This is a genomic window from Hyunsoonleella aquatilis (genome assembly GCF_014270105.1).
Taxonomy (GTDB): domain Bacteria; phylum Bacteroidota; class Bacteroidia; order Flavobacteriales; family Flavobacteriaceae; genus Jejuia; species Jejuia aquatilis.
Window position 1 is genome coordinate 128,394 of the sequence record NZ_JACNMF010000003.1, and the last position, 17,178, is coordinate 145,571.

A 17,178-nucleotide genomic window follows, 5' to 3' on the forward strand; every position below is an offset into this window, starting at 1 on the left:
CGAAAATAATCAATTTTTAACAGATAATATAAGGATTGGGGCTATTATAAAAAATCAAGATTATGCAACGAAATTTATTGCTTTTCTTCTGTAAAACTGAATTTCATAAATTTTAAAACTACAAATTTCAGTTTCACCTCTGTAACCGCTCCGCTAGTCCATGTAATTTATTTCATTTGTCTTTTGTGAGTTTTCAAATGAAAAAATTCATGTACTTTTGAATTTACTAAGATAAACTATGAGGGACTTTATCAATAAACTTTACAGAAATCATTCGCTGATCTATAAGGTCCTATTATTCGTTTCCACTACTTTTTTAATTGTTTATCTTTTTCCAAAGAGCGGAAAATTTAAATACGGTTTTGAAAAAGGGAAGCCTTGGCAATCAGAGGATTTGCAGGCTCCCTTTGATTTTGCTATCAAAAAATCGGATGCCGAAATCGCCAAGGAAATACAGGACATTGAAAGCCGGGCGCCGGCGTATTTCGATTTAGATGAAAGCATCAAAAGTAAAGTCCTAAAAAATTACGACGCTGATTTTAGGGAAAACTTTACGGACTCCATTTCCAACACGCTTTCTGAAAGACTGAAACAAAATGGATTGGATATTATCGATGAGCTCTACGCTTATGGTGTCCTATCGGAATCCATGAATTTTGAAGATGATAAGTTGGTGACCATTTTAAGCGGAAATGTTGAGATGCAAAGTACAACCTTTTCCAATTTGATTCAGCAGGATGAAATAAGGAACTTCATTGAGAATGCTTTGAGGAAGCGTAATTTGAAAACTTACATCCCGCAGTACGTAGCATTGTTTTTCGATATTATTGAGCCTGATTTGAAATATAACAAGTCGTTTACCGAAAAGGCCCTAAATAGCGATTTGAACAAGATTTCATATACCCGAGGAAGTATCGAAAAGGAGCAGCTTATCATTTCCAAAGGGGAAGTAGTTGAGGGGGATAAATTTCAGATTTTGAAATCTCTTCAATCTGAATATGAGTCGCAAGTGTGGAATGAGTCCAACTATAATTGGATTCTTTTCGCCTATACACTTTTGGTGGCTTTGGCTTTGTTGATGTTGCTCCTTTTTCTGAGAAAATATCGTATTGAAGTGTTTGAAAACAACACAAAAGTTACTTTTATTTTCTTCAATGTATTGTTGATGGTATTTATCACAACTTTGGTTGTAAACTACAATTCGGAGTTCTTATACGTGGTGCCTATATGTGTGCTGCCTTTGGTTTTAAAAGCCTTTTTTGATGCCAGACTTGGGATGTTTGCCCATGTGATAACGGTGTTGCTTTTGGGTTCAATAGTTCCCAATAGCTACGAATATATGTTTTTGCAGATTTTGGCAGGTATTGTTACCATACTTACGGTTTCAGAACTGTATAAGCGGGCCAATCTTTTTATTTCCGTCGGGCAGATTACGCTGATCTATATTATTGCGTATTTCGCATTTTTTGTAATTCATGAAGGCAGTATAGAAACCATTGATTTGACCAACTTTTTGTTGTTTTTCCTTTGCGGATTGGCCACATTATTTGTACAGCCTTTGATTTATGCATTTGAGAAATTGTTCGGATTGGTTTCCGATGTATCGCTTTTGGAGTTGTCCGATACCAATACAAAATTACTAAAGGAGTTGTCTAATATTGCTCCTGGAACATTTCACCATTCGTTAAACGTTGCAAATTTAGCAGAAGCTTCCGCCAATGAAATTGGGGCCAACGCCATGCTTGTTAGGGTAGGGGCATTGTATCACGATATTGGGAAGATGGTAAACCCTAATTATTTTATTGAAAACCAATCCACGGGAATAAACCCACATGATGAACTATCTTCAACGGAAAGCGCTAGGATTATTACCGATCATGTGATAAATGGCATCGAAATAGCTAAAAAATATAACCTGCCGGACAGGGTCATTGATTTTATAAGAACACACCATGGGACTAGCGTAGTCTATTATTTTTTTATAAAGGCTAAGGAAACTGATAAGGATATCGATATGGATCTGTTCCGTTATCCCGGACCAAAACCCTTTAGTAAGGAAACGGCCATTTTAATGATGTGCGATAGTGTTGAGGCGGCATCAAAAAGTTTAAAAAACCCTACGTCAACCAAAATTGATGCCTTTGTGGAAAACATTATCAATAAGCAGATTGATGAAGAGCAGTTTTTGAATGCGAATATTACGTTTAAGGAAATACAGTCCATTAAAAAAATACTAAAACACAAGCTTGCAAATATTTATCATTTAAGGATAGAATATCCTGAATAAAAAATGAAAAAATAAATAAAAAAAAGTTGTGTTCTTTCAGATGAAGACTTACATTTGCAACCGCAATTTTGATTGCTAAGTTCTTTAAAGAGCTGGGAGAGGTGCCAGAGTGGTAATGGAGCAGATTGCTAATCTGTCAACGCGTAAGTGTTGCCCGGGTTCGAATCCCGGTCTCTCCGCAAGTTTAAAGATAGCCAATTCGGGGTGTAGCGTAGCCCGGTTATCGCGCCGCGTTTGGGACGCGGAGGTCGCAGGTTCGAATCCTGCCACCCCGACAAGCCTAGTTATAGGTCGAAGCAGAACACTGTTAATCTTATGATTATCAGTGTTTTTTGTTTTTATGGGTTTTTATTTGATATCAAATGAAAGCTTTAAACCCATTAAAAAGGTGTACAATACTTCACTGAAAATGCCTTAGAAGGTTAAAAATCCATTTTTAATCCAAAACTGAACATTCTAAAAGTTGTTGCGTCCTATAGGTGTGATAATTTGAAAAACATCTTATGAAAAATTTGATATTACTATTTGCTGTACTGTCAACACTAGCTAGTTCAGTTTTTGCTCAAAATGAATGGATTTACAATAAGAATCCAAAATCGTCAGGTTGGAACATTAAAAAAATAAAAAAGTTCAATAGATACATTATTGATAGTACAAAGGTTACCGGACTTGTGATAGTATACAACGGACAAATTATTTATGACTATGGTGATATTAGAGAGAATAGCTACATAGCATCTTGCAGGAAAAGTGTTTTGTCCATGTTATATGGTAAATATGTAGAAAATGGGACTATTGATTTAAATAAAACACTAAAAGAGCTGAAAATAGATGATGTTAAAGGTATTTTGCCAATAGAACAAAAAGCTACAATAAGAGACTTAATTTCAGCGCGATCTGGGGTTTACCACCCCGAAAATTATAAAGGAGGGCTACAACAATATGCCCCCAAAAGAGGTTCTGTAAAGCCAGGGACATATTGGTTGTACAATAATTGGGATTTCAATGTTGCAGGTTTTGTTTTTGAACAAGAAACAAAAAAGAGTATTTATGATGAGGTTGAAGAACAACTTGTAAGGCCAATAAATATGCAAGATTGGAACAGAAATCTTCAGGGAAAAAGGGGGAATATAGCACTTTCAAAATATTTGGCGTATCCAATGTGGTTTTCAACAAGAGATATGGCTAGAATAGGACTATTAATGCTTAATAAAGGAAATTGGTACGGTCAACAAGTTATACCGAGGCATTGGGTGGACGAAATGTTAAAACAAAGAACTACGCATCAAGAAATTAATAATAACGTTCCCATTTTTAAAAATAAGGGAGTAAATTTTGGATATGGATATATGTGGTGGTTATTCGAAAATATGCAAGATAAAAAATTTAAAAATGCATATGCTGCTCTAGGTTCTATGGGGCAAGTAATAGCTGTTTACCCAGAAATTAATGTAGTCGTAGCCTATAAAACCAAAGCAGCATATAGAAGGTCTAACAAAGGAAAAGTGAAATATGATATTTTAAAAAAGGTCGCTAAGTTATATAACCCAATTTAATCTCAATAACCACTGAATTAATATTAAAATGAGCATTAAAAAAATATGATTCACCTTATAGGTTGCTATTGTAATTAATGATGTTTCAATGAATTCCAAAACTCAAAACTCTTTAGGTTTAAAACTCAATTTGCTTGTGTTGAGGTGTCAGGTAGGTGATCAACAAGCATTCAAAGAGTTGTGTGTTCAGTTTAACCCTGTAACACGTAGATTTTTAAAGAGTTTAGTTAAAAGCGATGCGGCTTCAGATTTAAATCAAGAGGTTTGGATTTCTGTATACCAAAGAATAGCCTCGCTTGATGATGTTTCTAGATTTAAATATTGGTTATATCAGATTACAAGGAATAAGGCAATGGACTATTTCCGAAAAAGTAAAAAGCTGGACTATTTTGACGAGCTAACTCATGGTACTGCCCTTCAATTATTTACAACGTATGAAGATGATAAAAATTTGTTTTATCATAAACAAATTCATAAGGCCAGGGAAAGTTTATCTCCCAAACTGAATGAGGTAGTTGAGTTGTATTATTTTCAAGGAATGGATTACGAAGAAATAGCCCTCATTGTCGGGTGTTCAATGGGTACAGTAAAATCTAGAATACATAATGCAAAGCATAAAATAAAGGAATGGTTAAACAAAAATCACTAAAATCATGGAAAAGTTAAAAACAAATCAGGTAGATAGAATTGGAGCCTTAATTGAAAAAGAAAATAAAAAGGACAAAATTATTAAAAGAGTCTGTAAAGCTGGATGGGGAATAACATTGCTTATACTCCTTGTATTTCTTGTATTTACGATTATGGAATTTTTAGAAAGCTATAAAATGTATATCGGTGGACGTGTAAAGTTTCAAAATGTCATTGATACTATTATTCCATTTTTAATTATTTTCGGCACAATAGCCTTAATTGTAGCGATATTGGCTACTATTGCTATGTTCTTACGATTGCGTACTGCAAACTTGCTAGAAATTCAACAGAGATTAGCTAGCTTAGAAGAAATGTTGCTCAGCGAAAATGGATGATTTAAAATGAAACGTAAGTTATCTACTTATTTATATATCTCTATTTTATTGATTTCTTTAGTTGTGATTAAAGAAAAGCCAGAAGTAACTCCAAACAATTTTTCATTTGTTATAGGCTTTCCAGGCAAACTTTCAGAAATCAGTTTTACGAATACCACATTGATTTAAAGGTCTTTTAATTGGTTAAAATCTTTGTTCTGACGAAGCATAATAGAATATAAACCCCACGGAATTGTTAAATTTTGATAAAGGACACAGCAGGATAGTTATTGTTTTAATATCCTTTTATTTTGAGGTAAAACCTTACTAAAGTTTAAGAACAAATTTAAGCTAATCAGATTGTACAGGAAATGCCAACTAAACTTATAAAATTAAAGAATTTAAGCAATAATGATTCCCCGAAATATATTAAAATCGTAAATGCTTTTAAGGAATCTATTGAGACAAATGCTTTAAAAAAGGGCGAATCTATACCTTCGATAAACGAATTCAGTAAGGATTACAGTGTTTCAAGGGATACTGTTTATAAGGCTTACGTATTGCTTAAAAAACAGGGCTACATTCAGGCTACCCCCAACAAGGGTTATTACATATCTCAGAACACTAAAAAGGTGCTTATGTTAATTAGCACTTTCAAGGCATACAAAGAAGTTTTTTATCATTCCTTTATGGGTTGCCTGCCCGATAATGTAATAGTTGATTTGCAGTTTCACCACTACAATATCAAGAATTTCAAGTCTATGCTGGATGTTGAAAATGGAAAGTATTACAAATATATTGTAATGGGTTTTGACCATCCGGACGTAGAAAGTACCCTTTCCAAAATTGACAGACATAAACTGTTGCTTATCGATTGGAAGGCTAATTTGAAATTGGCCGAAAATTATGTTTTTCAAGATTTCGGCAAAGCGTTTTATTCTTGTTTGGAAGATGCACTTCATTTATTTAAGAATTACGAAGCGCTATGTTTTATCTATCCTGAATATACACATCACCCTTATGAAAGTGTGTCATATTTCGAAAAGTTTTGTAATTCAAATCGTTTAGAATACAGTGTAAGCAATAATGGTTCAGAGCTGGTTGTTAAAAAGAATACAGCCTATATATGTGTGAACGATCGCATTTTATATGAATTACTTGGTCAATGTGCTGATGCCGATTTAATTGTAGGTAAGGATGTTGGAATTTTGTCATATAACGATACCCCGTTAAAACGTTTTACTAAAAAAGGCATCTCCGTTATTTCGGTTGATTTTAGAGAATTTGGTAATAAAGTTGCCCAATTTATTACCGCCGATGTTCCATTGCAAACATATTTAAAAACTAACCTAATTTTAAGGGAATCCCTTTAGGTGCTTCTGATAAATCCATCTCCGTAATACGGTAAAAAAAACAAGATTATCAGGACAGAGCAGGACAGGTTAAACAAGTATGTTTTTTAGATTTGCTATAACTATTTGAGCATACGTCCCAAGTGCTTTTTTCAGTATCAAGAAGTTGATCTAAGGACATGATGTATGATTTATAGACTCAATAACAATATCTTCAAACAGATATACCCTTATTTCAAGAAAAAAAGCCATCTTGCAGATACATTTTCAGCATAATGTAGCTGAGCTTCGTTGGTTTCAAAAATAAGATAAACAAATTTTAACTGAATCAAATTAAATATAATTGAAGAACTAAGTAGAAAATGGGAAAAACAGTAGTAATAACCGGAGCAGGTGGGGTGCTTTGCAGTACTATGGCAGAGGCATTAGCAAAGGAAGGACATAAAATAGCCTTACTCGACTTAAACAAAGATGCGGCCATCAAGGTTGCAGAAAAAATAAATAATGCTGGAGGCAAAGCCATTGGGGTGAAAGCCAACGTTTTAGAAAAAGACTCTTTGGTCTTGGCAAAAGAAGAGGTTAACAAAGCACTCGGTAAATGTGACATTCTAATTAATGGTGCGGGTGGAAATCATCCATTAGGCACAACAAGTAACCCGTTTCTACAAGCAGAAGACTTGCTGAACAAAACAGAAGGATTTAAAACCTTCTTTGATTTAGATCCAAAAGGAATTCAATTTGTATTTAACTTAAATTTTATTGGGACCTTGTTGCCAACCCAAATTTTTGCCGAAGATATGGTAGGTAGGGATAACTGTAGTATTCTAAATGTATCGTCAATGAATGCATTTACGCCCTTAACTAAAATACCAGCTTATAGCGGGGCAAAAGCGGCCGTGTCAAATTTTACACAGTGGTTGGCCGTGCACTTTTCGAAAGTTGGTATTCGCGTAAACGCCTTGGCGCCTGGTTTTTTCTTAACTGAGCAGAATAGAACTTTGTTAACTAATGAAGATGGCAGTTTGACCCCAAGAGGAAATCAAATCATAGAACAAACGCCAATGGGCAAATTTGGAGAGCCCGAGCATTTGGTGGGAACAACTTTATGGTTGTGCGGTGAAGGATCATCATTTGTAACGGGTGTAGTCGTTCCAATTGATGGAGGATTTAGCGCATATAGCGGAGTTTAATAAAAAGGAACAACAGATTTAAATTTATGGAACAAACATGGCGATGGTACGGGCCCAATGATCCCGTTAGTTTATCGGATATTAAACAAGCAGGAGCTACTGGGGTAGTTTCGGCACTTCATCATATTAAAAATGGTGAAGTATGGAGCGTTGATGAGATCCAAAAAAGAAAAGATATAATAGAAGAGGCGGGTTTAACTTGGAGCGTTGTGGAAAGCATCCCTGTTCATGAAAGTATTAAAACACGCTCTGGGAATTTTCAAAACTATATCGAAACCTATAAAACGAGTATTGAGAATTTGGCCAAATGTGGTATTAATACAGTATGCTACAATTTTATGCCAGTGTTAGATTGGACGAGAACAGATTTAGGTTTTGAGGTTTCGGACGGCTCAAAGGCCTTACGATTTGATGTAGTGGCATTTGCCTGTTTTGAGCTGTACCTATTAAAACGACCAGGAGCGGAAAATAGTTATTCTGAAGCGCAAAAGGAGAAGGCCAAAGCCTATTTCGATAATCTTTCAGAAGAAGGAAAAACGCAATTAATAAACAATATTATCGCAGGGCTTCCAGGGGCTGAGGAAGGATATACCTTGGAGCAGTTTCAGCTTGTGTTAGATACATATAAGGATATTGATGCTCAAAAATTGAAGGAGCATTTAGTGGCATTTCTAAAGGAAATCATTCCTGTGGCCGCCGAGAACAATGTTTTAATGTGTATCCATCCTGACGATCCTCCATATCCTATTTTAGGATTGCCAAGAGTAGTGAGTACCGAGTCAGACTATGCCTATTTATTCGATAATGTTCCCGATAGGGCCAACGGTATTACCTTCTGCACGGGCTCCCTTGGCGTAAGGGGCGATAATGACTTGGTGAAAATATTCAAGCGTTTTGCCGATCGCGCACATTTCCTTCACCTAAGAAGTACAAAGCGCGACGAGCATGGTAATTTTTACGAGGCCAACCATTTGGAAGGCGATGTGGACATGTACAGCATTGTAAAAGAAGTTCTAGTAGAAGAAAAAAGAAGGCGTGCCGAAGGACGTGCCGATTTTGCAATTCCGGTAAGACCGGACCATGGCCATCAAATGCTGGACGATTTACATAAAAAAACCAACCCCGGCTATTCGGGAATTGGCAGATTGCGAGGCTTGGCCGAGTTAAGAGGATTGGAATACGGTTTAAAACAAACAATATAAATTGAATTAAAGAAATGAAAGTACACTACGAAACGCGATACGCATCAAGCCCAAAAGCTGTAAAACAGTATGATACCAAAGAGTTAAGAGATGAGTTTTTAATTGATAATTTAATGCAGGAAGACCAGTTGGTTTTGGTCTATACACATTACGACAGATATATGGCGGGTTCAGCCGTACCGGTGAAAGCCCCAATTACTTTGGAAACCATCGACCCGTTAAAATCATCATATTTTTTGGAAAGACGGGAAATAGGCATTATCAATGTTGGTGGCGACGGTATTGTTGAAGTAAATGGAGAGGTTTATGAGCTAACGCTAAAAGATGCACTTTATATTGGCAGCGGCAACGAAAATGTAGTTTTTAAAAGTGTAGATTCAAAAAAACCAGCAAAATTTTACTTGAACTCGGCTCCGGCCCACAAGAGTTATCCAACAAAAAAAGTAAGCAAGGCGGAAGCCAATAAAATTGAATTGGGGTCTTTAGAGACGGCAAACCATCGCACTGTGAACCAGCAAATAATCGGTGGTATTGTAGATACGTGCCAATTGCAAATGGGGATGACCGAGCTTAAAACGGGTAGTGTATGGAATACCATGCCCGCGCACGTTCACGATAGAAGAATGGAAATCTATTATTATTTGGATATTCTTGAAGGTCAAGCCGTTTGCCATTTTATGGGACAACCACAAGAAACACGCCACATTTGGATGCAGAACCACCAAGCGGTTATTTCTCCACCATGGTCGATCCATTCTGGTTCGGGAACTTCAAACTATACGTTTATTTGGGGTATGGCTGGCGAGAATTTAGATTATGGCGATATGGATGTTGCCAAAATAACCGAATTAAGATAGAGCGTATATATACTTAACATGAAAGCAAGCCTATACAAGATTTTGGTAGCCATAGTGATATGCCTTACCTCATGTCAACATCAAGCTCAATATATTGTAACAGTGGAAAATCCATTGGGTATTAAACGCTCTTTTGAAACTATTGAAATCAATAAGTCCGATTTGAAAATGGCAGAGAATGCGGAATTTGAGCATTTGTCGGTCAAGGATTTAGAAAGCAATACCTTCATAATATCACAATTTGTAGATGAAGACGGAGATGGAAATGCCGATGTATTGCTCTTTCAACCACAGGTGGAAGCCAATGAAATAAAAACGTTTCAATTGGTAAAAGCCGAATCCTCTAAGGTGCCTGAATCTACAGATTACTGTTATTCAAGGTTTGTCCCAGAGCGCACTGACGATTATGCCTGGGAAAATAACAAAGTGGCCTTTAGAACTTTTGGGCCTACCGCTCAAAAAATGGTAGAAGATTCCGTAAAAGGGGGTACCTTGACCAGCGGTATTGATGCATGGCTGAAAAAGGTAGATTACCCAATTATAAACAAGTGGTATGCCGAAGATCAAAAAGAAAAGGGAGCCTATCATAAGGACAAGGGCGAAGGTTTGGATAATTTTCATGTTGGTGTAAGTCGTGGTGTTGGAGGCATAGCGGTTAAGAGTGATTCAATCTATTATATTTCCAAAAATTTTACCCAATGGAAGACGATTACCACTGGCCCAATACGAACAAGTTTTATTTTGGAATATGCGGATTGGGATGCTGGAGGGAACGAAATTTCAGAAACGAAACACATATCGTTGGATTATGGGAGTCATCTTTCAAAATTTAAGGTCGAATTGAAAGGTGCAGAAACCATCTATGCGGGATTAACACTCCATGAAAAGGATGGTGAGCCAACCCAAAATCAAACTTCGGGATGGGTGTCTTATTGGCAACCTCATGGGGATTCAGAATTAGGGACAGCTGTAGTTGTGCCAAACAATAATATGGTGTCAAGCGTTCTCTTTGATACAACTTTAAAAGATCAAAGTAACCTATTTGCTGAGATTAAAGTGGAAAATGGATTAGCGAAGTATTATGCTGGCTTTGGGTGGAAAGAGTCAAAAGACTTTTCGTCCAAATCTGAATGGGAAAGTTATCTGGATGAATTTTCACTAAAAATTAATAATCCGCTTAAAGTAACAATTGAATAAGTGATTTATGAAAGCTAGCAATTTTATTACGGACAATTTTATTTTGCAAACTGAGGTGGCCAGAGAGCTTTATCATTCGTACGCCAAGGATTTGCCGATAATAGATTATCATAACCATCTCTCGGCCAAGGAAATTGCAGAAAACAAGCCTGTTAAAAATATTTCCGAAGCGTGGTTGAAGGGAGACCATTATAAATGGCGGGCAATGCGCGCCAACGGTATAGAGGAGATTTATATCACAGGTTCAGCTACATCGAATAAAGAGAAATTTCTAAAATGGGCTCAGACCGTACCGTACACATTGCGTAATCCTCTGTTTCATTGGAACCAGTTGGAGCTGAAGCGCTATTTTGGTGTTGACGACATCTTGCAACCTAGCAATGCAGAAGAAATCTACGAAAAATGCAATGCTATTTTAGAGGATAGAACACCAGCTCAATTGCTCGAGGATATGAAGGTTGAAGTAGTATGTACCACCGATGATCCAACAGATGATTTGCGCTACCATCAAGAGATTGCAAAATCTGATTTCTTCACAAAGGTATTTCCAACATTTAGGCCGGATACCTTGTTGCTTATTGAGAACGGTACCTACTTAAACTACCTTGAAAAACTGGCCACTTGCGTTGGTTTCAAAATTGATAGTATTGAAGCACTTTTAAAGGCTATTGATGAAAGGATCGAATTTTTTAATGACAACGGTTGCAGGCTTTCGGACTATGGTATAAGTGGCGCTTTTGCTTATATAGGTTTTAATGAAGAGGAAGTAGCTTTAATATTTAAGAACAGGTTAAAAGGAGAATCGCTTTCGGAGCTAGATACCCAAAAATTCCGTTCCGCAGTTCTACTTCATTTAGGGAAAAAATACCATGAAAAAAAGTGGGTACAGCAGTACCATTTGGGAGTGATTAGAAATAATAATGATCATTTACAGAATACGGTCGGTGCAGATGCCGGCTGTGATTCCATTGGAGACTACACTATGATAGATAGTCTATCTAAATACCTCAACGCGTTAAGCAGCACTAACCAGTTGGCCAAAACAATAACTTATAATCTTAACCCATCGCAAAATGAAACCTTTGCCACAATGATGGGTAATTTTCAAAATTCAGATTGCCCAGGAAAGATGCAATGGGGTTCGGCCTGGTGGTTTTTAGATCAGAAAGATGGTATTGAAAACCAGATAAATTGTTTGTCTAATATGGGGCTATTAAGTAGATTTGTCGGGATGCTCACCGATAGCAGGAGCTTTTTGTCGTTTCCGCGGCATGAGTATTTCAGGCGTATTTTGTGCAATTTATTGGGAGAGGATGTTGAGCGAGGCCTAGTACCTGACGACATAGAGTTTCTTGGTAAAATGGTTCAAGACATCTGCTATTACAACGCAAAGAATTATTTTGATTTTAATTAATGCAATTCAACTAATTTGAATACATTTGGCTTTAGGGCCGATTGTGATTATACTTTTTTTATAAAGGGTAGCGATTTATAATGTAGTTTTCTTAGAATATTTAACTAGAAATATATTAACCAACATAAATTATGAGTAAAACAAATAAGATTGGGAATTATCGTTATCGAATTTTGGCGTTGTTAATGTTTGCAACAACGATCAATTATTTTGATAGAAGTATAATTGGTGTTATGGCACCTACATTAGAAAAAATGTTTGGGTGGACAAATACTGACTATGCAAATATTATGATCTCTTTCAAAGTAGCTTATGCAATAGGTATGCTTTCAATGGGTGGTTTAATTGACCGTTTGGGAACTAAAAAAGGATACGTGCTGTCCATTGGTCTTTGGAGTGTGTTTGGAATGCTACACGCGGCTGTACGTCCAGGTTTTAGTGTTATAGGATTTGCAGCGGCCCGATTTGGTTTAGGTTTTGGGGAGTCAGGTAATTTTCCTGCCGCCATTAAGACTACTGCAGAATGGTTTCCTAAAAAAGACCGAGCTTTTGCAACCGGATTGTTTAATGCCGCTACCAGTATTGGAGCTATTGCAGCTCCCTTTGTTATTGGTTGGATTGTTCATGAAAATGGAAAAAACTGGCAAATACCTTTTCTAATTACAGGTGTTCTCAGTGCAATATGGGTATTTTTATGGTTAAGAACTTATAAGAAACCAGAGGTGCACCCAAAGGTATCAAAAGAAGAGTTGGCTTATATTCAAGAAGATTCTGAGGCTGAAAATGAAGAAAAACTACCATGGAAGGCTGTTGCAGGAAAACGTCAAACTTGGGCATTTGCTTTAGCCAAAGTTACAGATGCAGTTTGGTGGTTCTATCTTTTTTGGGGTGCTAAATTTTTAGCTGAAACCTTCGATGTAAATATTAAAAATATTGCTTTGCCTTTCTTTGTAATTTACATATTAGCAGATGGTGGAAGCATATTAGGAGGGTACCTGTCAGGAGTATTTATAAGAAAAGGGTGGTCTGTCAATAAAGCAAGAAAAATAACTTTACTCATCTGCGGACTTATAATTCTTCCAGTAGCTTTTGTTGCTATAACAGATAACAAATGGTTAGCAATTTGTTTAATGGGCTTAGGAGCTGCGGGTCACCAAGCCTGGTCGGCAAATATATTCACTTTAGCATCTGACGTGTTTCCTAAAAAGGCTACAGCATCGGTAGTTGGAATTGGTGGTATGGTTGGTGCTGTTGCAGGTATTATTGCCGATTTTGCTCTAGGATCTGTTTTAGATCAGGCCGGTAATACAGGATACTTTTGGGCATTCTTAATTGCTGGCTCTAGTTATCTAATAATCCTAGGTTTTGTGCATTTAATTATGCCAAAAATGACACCGATGGATGAAAATTTAAACCTAATAGAAGGGTAGGCAGGTTATGATATAATGACTTAAAGGCTACAATCAAAATTCTTGACAGTAGCCTTTATATATGAATGTCTCTTTTATATTGGAAGGGTTGTTTTTTTGTGATTCACTTATTGTAAACCAAGATGGGTTAAATAATTATGCCTCCAGGATCGATATATTCTTAGGATATCACTATGGCTATCCATGTTGTTTGATTTGTAAGATCAAAAAGCTGAATGAATGGGTGATAAGAATAAATTGATGGTTTTATTTAAGAGTAATACTATTATTCAAAACCTTTATAATATTGAGAAAAGCTATGTTGAACATAACGTTTTGATAAACAATTCAGGTTAGCATAGCTCTGGTACGCATATTTTCGTAAAAATACTGTTCTAACAGGATAGAACAGGATACGAATACCTAACTTTAATCGTAAAATTGTTAGGTATATTTTGTGGCTATACATTGGCTTAAATTAATAACAATTATACTGACTATTAAACTAAAAGAATGTTAAAACTAAAACTCAAAATGAAACAAAAAATTAAAAGACAATTTCCTGTCTTTGGGTTTGTATTAATGCTTACGCTGTTGTTATCCAGTTTTTCAAGTGTTAATCTTCATGCACAGGAAAAGATTTCTGGTGTTGTTACAGATGCAGGTGGGATACCCTTACCAGGTGTAAGTGTGATCCAGAAAGGTACCACTCGAGGAGCATCAACAGATTTTGACGGAAACTATTCTCTTGAATTAACCCTTGGTGAGAAAACTTTAGTGTTTTCTTATATAGGTTTTAGAACAGTGGAAATTTCGGTAAATGGGCAAACAACAATCAATGTAAGTCTAGAAGAAGATGTTGCAGCCCTTGATGAAGTCGTTATTGTAGGTTATGGTACTCAGAAAAAAGAGAGTGTTGTAGCAGCCATTACTCAGGTGAAAGGTGAGGATTTGATGGAAAGGACAATGGGTATAGCCAATGTTGAACAAGCATTGCAAGGAAATTTACCGGGTGTTACTGCTATACAAGGTAGTGGTGTTCCCGGAGAAGATAACATGAGGATTTTTATTCGTGGTCGAAGTTCATGGAATGGTAATGGCGATCCTCTTGTGCTTGTGGATGGTGTTAAGAGGTCGATGTCCGATATAGATATGAACGATATTGAAAACATATCGGTACTTAAAGATGCTTCTGCTACGGCGGTTTTTGGTGTTGAGGGCGCTAACGGGGTAGTATTGATTACCACTAAACGAGGGCAGACAGGAAAAGCGCAACTGTCGCTTACTTTTAATACAACCATTAAAACGGTTTCTCAATTACCAGAAAAATTAGATTCTTATGATGGTTTACTAGAAGCAAATAGTGCTATTTTAAGAGGGGTGGCTCAACAACCTAGTACATGGGAAAATTATACGCCATTGCCTATCGTAGAAAGGTACCGTAACCAGTCCAGTTTAGAGGAGAGTTATATTTATCCTAATGTGGATTGGGAAGAAGAGTTGTTGAAAGATTTTGCGCAAGATTATAGGGTTAACTTCTCTGTACGTGGGGGTAATAAAACAGCTAAGTATTTTGGTAGTTTAGCTTATCAAACTGTTAGTGATATTTTTGATGGAGGAAGATACGATAATGGAAGAGGCTATTTAGGTGAGTATCGATATGATAGGTTTAACTTTAGATCTAATATCGATTTTAATATTACAAATACTACTGAGTTGTCTGTTAACCTAGCTGGTTTCTATGGTATTAGAGAGACGCCTGGTACAATCGGTAATGTAACTAATGGACTTTACCTAATTGCACCAAGTCTTTATCCGCCTGTATATCCAGATGGGGTGTATGGAAACCCCTTTAGTTATTTTAACGTCTACGTAAACCCTGTTCAGACTTTACAAGCTCAGGGTTATGATACTTTTAGAACCTTTAGAGTCAATACAGATTTTATACTAAAACAAAAATTAGACTTTATAACTGAAGGCTTGTCTTTTCAAGGACGGTTTTCTTTAGATAATGAACAGAGAAGTAGGCAAAATTTAAATGATGGAGGTATAACTGTTAGGGTTTACGATGGTGATCAACCGACAGATCTTCCTCCTCCTAACGAAAATCGATTTGATTTTGTGCGACGACCATGGAATTTAGAAACTTTAGAAGTAGAAGAGAACCAACGAGAGCGTAGAATGGTATATGACTTTTCATTAAATTACAACAGGACTTTTGCTGAAAAGCATAACCTAACAGCACTATTCTTAGTTAGGAGACAGGAGAGTGCAAGTGGTAGTGGTGGTCTTAATGCTTTTCCAAGATACCGTGAAGACTGGGTAGGAAGGGTGACTTATAACTACGATTCAAGATATTTTTTAGATATTAACGGCGCTTACAATGGTTCTGAAAAATTTGGCCCAGGATTCCGTTTCGACTTATTTCCCTCTATTGCAGCAGGTTGGACAGTGTCAAATGAAGCCTTCATGGAAAATGCAGATTGGTTAGATAATCTTAAATTTAGAGGTTCTTATGGTATTGTTGGTGATGATAATTTTGCTGGTAGATGGCGTTATATTTCTCGTTGGGAGTCTGGTGGCTCTGCGTTTTTAGTGCCAAGTACATATCAAGGTGATGCAGGAAGATCACCCTACACGTTTTACAGAGAGGCTGTAGTAGGAAATCCAAACCTCCAGTGGGAGTCAGCTACCAAATATAATATAGGTGCTGAGTTCTCTTTATTTAATGGTTTATTGACTGCAGAGTTAGATTATTTTGCAGAAGATCGTGATAATATTGTAATTGTTAGCAGTGATATTCAAACTACACCAGATTTATTTGGAGCATCGGCTCCAGATATTAATCAAGGTATCGTTGAGATAAGGGGTTATGAGATTGTTCTTGGTTCCAACTATACCTTCGATAACGGTATCAATATATTTGGTGATTTTAATTTTACGCAAGCCATAGATAAAATAATACAGAGAGATGATGAAGATTTTGAACTTGATCACCTAAAAGATGCTGGTTTTACAATTGGGCAAAGAAGAACGGCCATTCCGGTTGGGATATTGACAAATTGGGACGATGTTTACATGTCAACACCAAAAGTTCAAGATCAAACTTTAACACGTGTAGGGTATTATGATGTTATGGATTTTGACGGAAACGGTATTTACGATCGTTTTGATAATGCACCTTTTGGTTATCCAGAACAACCTCAAAGAAACTGGGCTGCTACGCTAGGTGTCCGTTACAAAGGATTAAGTATTTCAGCGCAGCTATATGGTACTCAGAATGCGTCTAGATTGTTCAGTAACCAAACGTTTGGTAATTCAACTCCTCTAATCTTTACCCAAGATTTAGATTATTGGACTGTAGATACGCCAGGTAATACGGATACCCAACCATCATTTGGAGTTCAAGGTGATACTAATCCAAGGGATAACTTTTTAGATGGGTCATTAACAAGGCTTAGAGCAGTTTCTTTAACTTATGATATACCAAAAAAGATATGCGAAAAACTTGGGCTGAAGAAACTTCAAATTTTTGCAAATGGAAATAACCTCTACTTATGGTCTGATATGCCCGATGATAGAGAGTTTAACACAGGTGGATCAAATCAAGGTGATGGACAGTCCAGAGGGGATTATCCTACCTTAAAAAGCTATAACTTTGGTTTTAATATGAACTTTTAAAAAAAAGAAATTATGAAAAGCTATAAAAT

At 36.5% G+C, this 17,178-nt stretch carries 12 protein-coding genes and 2 tRNA genes; all 14 read left to right on the plus strand.

Annotated elements, in window-relative coordinates; translation table 11 throughout:
• The first annotated feature begins 238 nt into the window (after positions 1 to 238).
• The 14 genes from H7U19_RS09490 to H7U19_RS09555 all read left to right on the plus strand — a co-directional run bounded on the left by H7U19_RS09490 (position 239) and on the right by H7U19_RS09555 (position 17,149).
• A complete protein-coding gene (locus tag H7U19_RS09490) occupies positions 239 to 2,287 on the plus strand; it encodes an HD family phosphohydrolase (RefSeq protein ID WP_186561758.1) in 2,049 nt (682 codons plus the stop codon).
• A gap of 95 nt (positions 2,288 to 2,382) precedes the next feature.
• Positions 2,383 to 2,466 (plus strand) — tRNA-Ser (locus tag H7U19_RS09495).
• 21 nt (positions 2,467 to 2,487) lie between these two features.
• Positions 2,488 to 2,562 (plus strand) — tRNA-Pro (locus tag H7U19_RS09500).
• A gap of 228 nt (positions 2,563 to 2,790) precedes the next feature.
• On the plus strand, positions 2,791 to 3,843 hold the full coding sequence (locus H7U19_RS09505; protein ID WP_186561760.1) for a serine hydrolase domain-containing protein: 1,053 nt from the start codon (positions 2,791 to 2,793) through the stop codon (positions 3,841 to 3,843).
• A gap of 88 nt (positions 3,844 to 3,931) precedes the next feature.
• A complete protein-coding gene (locus H7U19_RS09510; protein ID WP_186561762.1) occupies positions 3,932 to 4,492 on the plus strand; it encodes an RNA polymerase sigma factor in 561 nt (186 codons plus the stop codon).
• 4 nt (positions 4,493 to 4,496) lie between these two features.
• The gene (locus tag H7U19_RS09515; protein ID WP_186561763.1) at positions 4,497 to 4,868 is read left to right on the plus strand and encodes a hypothetical protein; all 372 of its coding nucleotides are present in this window, start codon (positions 4,497 to 4,499) and stop codon (positions 4,866 to 4,868) included.
• A 350-nt stretch (positions 4,869 to 5,218) separates the two neighbouring features.
• Positions 5,219 to 6,220, plus strand: a complete 1,002-nt coding sequence (locus H7U19_RS09520; protein ID WP_186561764.1) for a GntR family transcriptional regulator — start codon at positions 5,219 to 5,221, stop codon at positions 6,218 to 6,220.
• 341 nt (positions 6,221 to 6,561) lie between these two features.
• Positions 6,562 to 7,389 carry an SDR family oxidoreductase gene (locus H7U19_RS09525; protein ID WP_186561765.1) on the plus strand — a complete coding sequence of 276 codons (828 nt, stop codon included), beginning with the start codon at positions 6,562 to 6,564 and terminating at the stop codon, positions 7,387 to 7,389.
• A gap of 26 nt (positions 7,390 to 7,415) precedes the next feature.
• Positions 7,416 to 8,591, plus strand: coding sequence for a mannonate dehydratase (uxuA, locus tag H7U19_RS09530; protein ID WP_186561766.1), 1,176 nt, complete (start codon positions 7,416 to 7,418; stop codon positions 8,589 to 8,591).
• 14 nt (positions 8,592 to 8,605) lie between these two features.
• Entirely contained in the window at positions 8,606 to 9,448 is an 843-nt protein-coding gene (kduI, locus tag H7U19_RS09535; RefSeq protein ID WP_186561767.1) for a 5-dehydro-4-deoxy-D-glucuronate isomerase, read from the plus strand.
• Positions 9,449 to 9,466: 18 nt separating this feature from the next.
• Positions 9,467 to 10,645 carry a DUF4861 domain-containing protein gene (locus H7U19_RS09540; protein ID WP_186561768.1) on the plus strand — a complete coding sequence of 393 codons (1,179 nt, stop codon included), beginning with the start codon at positions 9,467 to 9,469 and terminating at the stop codon, positions 10,643 to 10,645.
• Between the two features lie 7 nt (positions 10,646 to 10,652).
• Positions 10,653 to 12,059: a glucuronate isomerase gene (gene uxaC / locus H7U19_RS09545; RefSeq protein WP_186561769.1), complete on the plus strand. Its 1,407-nt coding sequence runs from the start codon at positions 10,653 to 10,655 to the stop codon at positions 12,057 to 12,059.
• A 131-nt stretch (positions 12,060 to 12,190) separates the two neighbouring features.
• Positions 12,191 to 13,489, plus strand: coding sequence for an MFS transporter (locus H7U19_RS09550; protein ID WP_186561770.1), 1,299 nt, complete (start codon positions 12,191 to 12,193; stop codon positions 13,487 to 13,489).
• 492 nt (positions 13,490 to 13,981) lie between these two features.
• Positions 13,982 to 17,149: a SusC/RagA family TonB-linked outer membrane protein gene (locus H7U19_RS09555; protein ID WP_186561771.1), complete on the plus strand. Its 3,168-nt coding sequence runs from the start codon at positions 13,982 to 13,984 to the stop codon at positions 17,147 to 17,149.
• Positions 17,150 to 17,178 lie beyond the last annotated feature (29 nt).